3 protein-coding genes and 1 pseudogene are annotated in these 4,683 nt (G+C 67.9%); 3 read left to right on the top strand and 1 reads right to left on the bottom strand.

The features are described from left to right. Positions 1–422: pseudogene (locus U9980_RS14900) on the top strand (hypothetical protein); the annotation flags it as partial. 9 nt (positions 423–431) lie between these two features. On the opposite strand, the gene U9980_RS14895 reads toward U9980_RS14900, so the two are convergent. Continuing rightward, positions 432–2,075, bottom strand: a complete 1,644-nt coding sequence (locus U9980_RS14895; protein WP_322768458.1) for an LCP family protein — start codon at positions 2,073–2,075, stop codon at positions 432–434. Between the two features lie 156 nt (positions 2,076–2,231). On the opposite strand from U9980_RS14895, the gene U9980_RS14890 reads away from it, so the two are divergent. Continuing rightward, entirely contained in the window at positions 2,232–3,692 is a 1,461-nt protein-coding gene (locus U9980_RS14890) for an FMN-binding glutamate synthase family protein (protein ID WP_416210278.1), read from the top strand. A gap of 203 nt (positions 3,693–3,895) precedes the next feature. After that, positions 3,896–4,683 (top strand): LysR family transcriptional regulator (locus U9980_RS14885; protein ID WP_322768456.1); only part of this gene is annotated, 788 nt, incomplete at its 3' end.

Below are 4,683 nucleotides of genomic sequence, written 5' to 3'. Positions count from 1 at the left end.
CCGGCGTCCTGGCAGCGCTCCAGGACGCTGCCGCGACCGAGGACGCCTGGCTGGCCACATTGGACGACACCGGCACCGACGATCACCTCGCGACGAACGCGCCATCCGCTCGGCCCGGCCAGGTGGACGGCCAGGATTCCATCGTTGTGCTCGGCACCGCCGCCGACCGTCCGATCGACCGCATGGCAGCGGGTCAGGCGCTCGCGCGGGTTCTGCTGAGCGCCACGGCCCTCTCGGTGGCCGCGTGTCCCATCGGGCACGCCGAGGACATCGACGCGATCCGAGTCGTGCTGCGCGAGATCCTCGACAGCACCGGAACCGTCCAGATGGTCATTCGCCTCGGCCTGCCGGCGGCCGGCGGTGTCCCGGCTGAGCCGGCCCCGCGCCGGCCACTCTCGGAAGTCCTCACGATCTCCGACTGACAGTGGATCTCAATAGGTACAGGTCGGGGCCGCGGCCGGGACGGGGGTGCTCGGATGCGCCGACGCGGCAGCGTCCCCGCCCGTGGTCGCGGCCGGTCCTACGCCGGTCGGCTGGCCGCCCGCTGCGTCTGCGACGACCCCGGTGAACGATGATCCGACGATCAGTTCAAGGCGGGTCGCGGTCGGATCGCGCTGGAGCGTGGAGCCGGGCACGGCAGCCTGCAGGGTGCGCGCGGCGGTGTCCTGACCTGGGCCGTAGACAACCGTGGAACTCGTGTGGCTACGCAGGGATGCGTTGCCTTCGTTGGAGGCGCGGAAACCGTGCCTGGTCAGCGCGGTGGCGGCGCGGGACGAAAGCCCCGCGACCGTCGAACCGTTGTAGACCTCGACCGTGATCTGGTCTGCCGGCGTGACGGGGGTGGCGCCGCTCGCCCCGGACCCGGACCCGGACACCGACGGCAGCGGCGACGGGGACACCTCGGTGCCACTGTCCGGGGGGCGCAGCGGCGCGACGATACGTTCGAGGTCGATCGGATCGTAGAGCTGGACGGCGCCGAGTCCGGGGAGCTCACCCGAGTCGCCGATGGCGCCTTCCGCGCGGGTCGGGGCATGGGTCGGCAAAGTCACTGTATGGATACTTCCCGTGGCCACATCCCGCATCCGAGTGGCCAGTCCCCGCAGGTCTGCGATGCCCGTATGACTGTCGAGGGTGAGCGCGGATGTCACCGATGACAGCAGCGCCTCAAGCTTGACCGGGCTGGTCAGCACCCCACTGGCCATCGCCTTGCGGAAGAGGGCTCCGATGAACTGCTGCTGGCGTCGGATGCGGTCGAGGTCCTGCTCGGGCAGCCCGTGTCGCTGCCGGACGAAGGCCAACGCCTGGCGGCCGTCCACCTGGACAGTCCCGGGACCGCCGAGGAACCCACTCATCGGGTCGTTGGTGTTTGTGCTGACCTTCCGCACGTTGTTGTCGTAGAAGACGTCCCGGTAGGTCGACGGGAGGACGCAGACAGCGACACCGCCGATCGCATCCGTGATGGCACGGAAGCCCTCGAGGTCCATGGACACGTAATGGTCGATCCGGATGTCGGTGAGCCCCTCGACCATGTTGACCAGCAGAGATGGGCCACCGTCCGCGATCGCCGAGTTGAACTTGGCCCGGTGCGCGCCGTGTCGGTGGCCGTTCGTGTCGGTGTACTCGGGAATGGTGACCAACGTGTCACGAGGGAAGGACACCATGGTGCTGGTGCCGTCCGCGGCGAGGTGGACGAGGATCGTGGTATCCGAGCGCTGGCCGGGCGCGTCGCCATAGGCGCCGCCGCTGCCGGCCCGACTGTCGGTACCCACCAGCAGGTAGTTCTCGACACCACGGGCCGGGGCAGCCGGCCGCTGGCCGGTGAGACCAAGATCTACTCTGGTGATCTTTCCGTTGAGATGATTGTAGAGCACCCAACCACCAACGCTCGCCACCAGTACGACGACCGAAAGCAGCGCGAAAACCACCTGAAGCAACCCTGAGAAGACCTCGGAGGCACCCCGCGCCGGCGAGCCGCCCGGGGCTCGGACCCGCGGATTGAGGCTCGCCGGCAGCACGCCAGCACGTGTCACGCCATCACGGTTCACGGCATCGCCTGTCACGGCATCGCCTGTCACGGCATCACCTGTCGCCACCGGCTGCCGCATCTCGCCCGATACCCACCTCTCAGCCCAGCATCCGCCCGATCCGAGCCTGAGCGTATATAGACATCGAGACGGACAGGGATGGGCGGCGGCCGGTTGGACGGGGTGACGGTGATGACCGGATGGATCATGCTGGGCTTCGTCATGCTGGGATTCACCCTGCTGGTGTGCGCGGTGGCGCTTTATGATCTCCTGCAGCGCCGGCACTCGATCCTTCGAACGTTCCCCGTCGTCGGGCACCTGCGCTTCCTGCTCGAAGACGTGGGGCCGGAGCTGCGCCAGTACATCGTCACCGGCAACGACGAGGAGCGGCCCTTCAGCCGCGACCAACGCCGCTGGGTGTACGCCACGGCCAAGCAGGACAACGCCAACACGGGCTTCGGCACCGCCAACGACCTGGAACTGTCGGCGAACTACCTCATCATCAAACCGGCGGCGTTCCCACTGCCGGGGCCCGCGGCCACGGACAACCTGTTGGCCTGCCAGAAGGTGCTCGGCGCGGCACGCGGTCGGCCGCATGCGTTGCGACCACCGTCGGTGGTGAACGTCTCGGGCATGAGCTTCGGTGCACTGAGCGCGCCGGCGACCACCGCACTGAACCAGGGCTGCGCCATGGCCGGCTGTCTGCACAACACCGGCGAGGGCGGGATATCCGAGCACCACCTGCACGGTGGTGATCTGATCTTCCAGATCGGCACCGGATACTTCGGCTGCCGCACTGTGGACGGCCGGTTCAGCCTTGAGCGCCTGGTCGACCTCGCCGCCAGGCACCCGATCCGCGCAGTCGAGATCAAGCTCAGTCAGGGCGCGAAACCCGGTCTGGGTGGGATCCTGCCGGCTGCGAAGGTCACCCCCGAAATCGCCCGCATCCGCGGGGTGAAGGCCGGCGAAGTCTGTTACAGCCCGTCGACCCACACGGCGTTCGGTGACGTCGACAGCATGCTCGACGTCGTCGAGGAGATCGCCGCGGCGACGGGGCTACCGGTCGGGATCAAGTCGGCTGTGGGTGAGGCGACATTCTGGGAGCAGCTCGCCCGGCAGATGGCGGCCACAGACCGCGGGGTCGACTTCATCACCGTCGACGGTGGTGAAGGTGGCAGCGGTGCGGCGCCGCTCGCCTTCAGCGACCATGTCGCACTCCCCTTCAAGATCGGCTTTAGTCGGGTCCACCGGGTTTTCGTGGAGGCCGGCCTGGACGACCGGATAGTCTTCGTCGGCTCGGCCAAACTCGGCTTCCCCGAGACCGCGCTGCTGGCCATGGCCATGGGCTGTGATCTGATCAACGTCGGCCGGGAGGCGATGCTGGCGCTGGGCTGTATCCAGGCGCAACGCTGCCACACCGACCGCTGCCCCACCGGAGTGGCCACCCAGTCCCGCTGGCTGACCCGCGGGCTGGACCCGCGGGACAAGTCGGCCCGCGTCGCCAACTACGTCCGTGGCCTACGGCATGAGCTGCTGCGGCTCGCGCACTCCTGCGCCGTCACCCATCCGGCGCTCGTCACGCTCGACAGCTTCGAGATCCTCGATGGGCACTTCGGCTCCCGACCCGCACGCGAGGTCTTCGGCGACAACGGCAAGCGGTGGACGTAGGCGTCTCCCGGGTCGGGTGCGCGCAATTCCGTGGTCGGACGTATCCTCAACGATGGGTCGAGACGCCAACCGGCGGGATCCATGCCGGTATTTCTTTTCCAGACACATGCATACCGCATAATTCTTCAGGACAACACTCGCCCGTCACCGCCCGTTAGTCGCGCCAGGTAGGCTGGTCACGGACTTCCGGCGCGGAGGGCTTAATGGAGTTTCGACATCTGGTATCCTTTCTGGCCATCGCGGATGAGCTGCACTTCGGACGGGCGGCGGGCAAGCTTCACCTCGCCCAGCCGTCACTGAGCCAACACCTGCAACGCCTTGAACGCGAAGTCGGCGTCAAGTTGGTGGCCCGCACCTCCCACGAAGTCCGACTCACACCGGCGGGGGTCGCGTTCCAAACCGAAGCAAAACGGATACTCGATCAGGCCGGCAAAGCCGTTCAGGCCGCCCGCGACGCAGCTGCCGGGCGCGCTGGCACGATCAACATCGGCTACAACTTCCCGGCCGGTCATCGCGTCCTGCAGCCAACCCTCGTTCGGCTGCACGCCACCCACCCCGGGCTGGTCGCCCACCTGTGGGAACGACGCACAGGCCCCCAGCTCAAGGGCCTGCTCAACGGCGAACTCGACGTCGGCTTCATATTCGGATTGCCGCCGACCAACGATCTTCGGTCCCGCGAGGTGCTGCGGCTGCCGCTGGTGGCCGTGGTCGGCAAACAGCACGACTGGGCCAGCCGCGAACAGGTTCCGTTCCGGGAACTGGAACACCAGGCATGCGTCCTGTTCAGCCGTACCCAGTCCCCGGCCATGTACGACACGATCGTCACCACGGCCGAGCGACTCAGGATCATCCTGCGGGTCGCCGCCGAGGTCGACGACCCGGGAGCGACTGCCCTGGTGCTCAACACTCGCCCGCTGGTGGGGTTCGCCTCGCTCGACCGGGTCCGCGGGACCAAGGGCCCGGTTGCCGTGCCCCTCATCGATCCCGTCCC

It is taken from the genome of Protofrankia sp. Cr1 (assembly GCF_963555865.1).
GTDB lineage: Bacteria > Actinomycetota > Actinomycetes > Frankiales > Frankiaceae > Protofrankia.
The sequence above is the reverse complement of the archived record's forward strand: the minus strand, read 5'-3'. Positions and strand labels throughout refer to the sequence as shown.